This window comes from Parasphingorhabdus sp., from assembly GCF_036963705.1.
GTDB lineage: Bacteria > Pseudomonadota > Alphaproteobacteria > Sphingomonadales > Sphingomonadaceae > Parasphingorhabdus.
On the sequence record NZ_JBALUT010000148.1, the window covers coordinates 1 to 2,063 of the forward strand.

Here is a 2,063-nt window from a genome sequence, read left to right on the forward strand (position 1 = left end):
GACACGGGAGCCGAAATAGATGTAGTGATTAGACTTGCAGCTGCGATCGCAGCTATTGCTTTTTTAATAATCATGTCCGGCTTCCTTTGATGTGAGCAAATAAATACGGTCCTGCAGCTCGTCGGCTGATATGATGCCGTAACCAATCGGGATGGCCCGGCTTTGCGCGCTATCCCACAGCACTAGAGCAGGGGTAATTTGGGGCTTCAATCCCATGCGCGCGCGTTGACCGGCCTCGACGGTGTAATTTTGGAAATGCCGTGATGGCCCGCCATCGGTTGAGATGGCGCGGACCGTCAGTTTCCATCGGTTAGAAACTGATTTTACGATTGGCGACATGACCTCACAGGCGCCGCAGCTCTGCGCGAAAAAATAGAACAGCCCGTATCGCTTTCCGAGGTTTGCCATGACGGTATCGCGCGAAGCGCTACGCGCGTCTTGCCACTGCCTTTTGGCGAGCGTCGAAACCGGGCGCTCGAGCGTATAATCCAGATCCGGCTGCTGCCAGATCGCGCGCTGCCAAACATCGGAGAAAAGTGACGCACGGTCGAGTTGTTCACGTTGGAAGCGTATATAAGCGATGACATTCTCGCGTGTTGGTTCGAGAATTGCTTTGGCTTTAAGCTCGCGCAATTCCTTCGTGACCGCATCGAGTTGCTCGCTTGCGCTTGACTGCGGTTCTGGCGGCAGCGCTTCCGTTTCAGGCGGTTTTGGTTTGGTGCAATAGAACCAGTAGCCTAGCTTGCGCTTCTCGCAGTAGAGTTCATCCGCGCTTGTCCGCAAAGCATTGGTTGCTGGGTCAATAGCTTTGGATGCAGCGACTTGCGCGAATGCTGGACTGAGAACGGCATCAACAAGAAACATGATTGCAAGGACAAGCACGGCCAAGCCGCCGAGCGCTACGGGCAGGGGAAGCGTAGAGCCAAAAATATATTTCATGGTCCTGATCTCTCGTAGAAGTTCTGAATTTTCTGCTGGATGTCATTGGCCGCTTCGAGCTCGTCGGGCAGGCGGGCCGCATCGGTAAATTCCGAATAGATTTCGGAAAAATTCATTCTTGAAAGATCAAGCTGCGCGAATTCCTCGATTGTGAAACCCAGGCATTGTTCGTCTTTCGCCCGAGACCAGGGTTTGGGAAGCTGCGCGCGGCCTTGCTCCTGCAAAATACGCGACAATTTGGATGTGAAGCAGCAATAAGCCTTTTTCTTGGTGATGCAGATGCCGAGGATTTTCTTTGAGCAATAGCTGCCGACATAGGCACACAGTCCATTTGCATCGCGTTGGTGAAGAAGGATCTCTTGCGTGTCGCAGCCCAGCGCAACTAGCAGGCTAATGCCGGGAATGAGCGGAAAGCCTTTGCCCTTGCAGCAATTAAGCACCCCGAAGACTTTTGAGCCGCACGTCTCGCGCTCGCCTTTGAAAAGCGTTAATGTGTCGGGATCAAATTGTCCGCGCGCATCGTCCATCGCGTGAAGCGCAACAGCGGCATCCTTGAACTCGTCATTCGCTTCGCGCTCAATCGTCTCACATGATCCGTCGATGCAATAGACATCGCCGTCACAAATATATTGGCTACCCGAGCCTTGCGTATCTGGAAGCGGGCAATCATAAACCCATTCGGTGGTCGAGCAGGGATTATCTTCGCTTAGACAATCCTCGCGGAGCAATTGGCAAGCCGGATTATTATCCAATTCCTCGCAATCATTGGCAGCGCGCCGGGCATTGCATTGATAGGCCCGCTCCCATGCCCAACAGGGTTTTGTGACCGGCACACCGTTTATGATGCGGGTTACAGGGTCGCTGTCGCTGCAAGTCTCGGCTGTTTGTTCGCAATCGGCATCTTCGGCAAAAGTCCGACAAGCGGCATCATTTTGGTTTTCCTGAATAATATTTTCAGATGATGTCGCGTAAGGCGTTTCTCCCGCGACAGGCGCGCTGCAGCTCATTTCAACATAGGGTTCGCCGGGTTCAACGCAGTATCGATCCTGTTCACGGTTTCCGCCCCATTGCAAACACGGTCCTGGACGTATTCCGGCCCTCCGGCATCCATTTGCGTTAAATAT

At 53.3% G+C, this 2,063-nt stretch carries 2 protein-coding genes; both read right to left on the reverse strand.

The window, feature by feature from the left end; genetic code table 11:
- Positions 1–63 precede the first annotated feature (63 nt).
- Positions 64–939: a conjugal transfer protein TraF gene (locus tag V7680_RS15530; RefSeq protein WP_335654157.1), complete on the reverse strand. Its 876-nt coding sequence runs from the start codon at positions 937–939 to the stop codon at positions 64–66.
- The coding region (locus V7680_RS15535; RefSeq protein WP_335654158.1) for a conjugal transfer protein TraN at positions 936–2,063 on the reverse strand (1,128 nt) is incomplete at its 5' end. The genes V7680_RS15535 and V7680_RS15530, both read right to left, overlap by 4 nt.

What these genes read in the sequence shown, in the direction of transcription:
- V7680_RS15530 (WP_335654157.1), bottom strand. Translation starts at nt 939, where the DNA reads ATGAAATATATTTTTGGCTCTACGCTTCCCCTGCCCGTAGCGCTCGGC.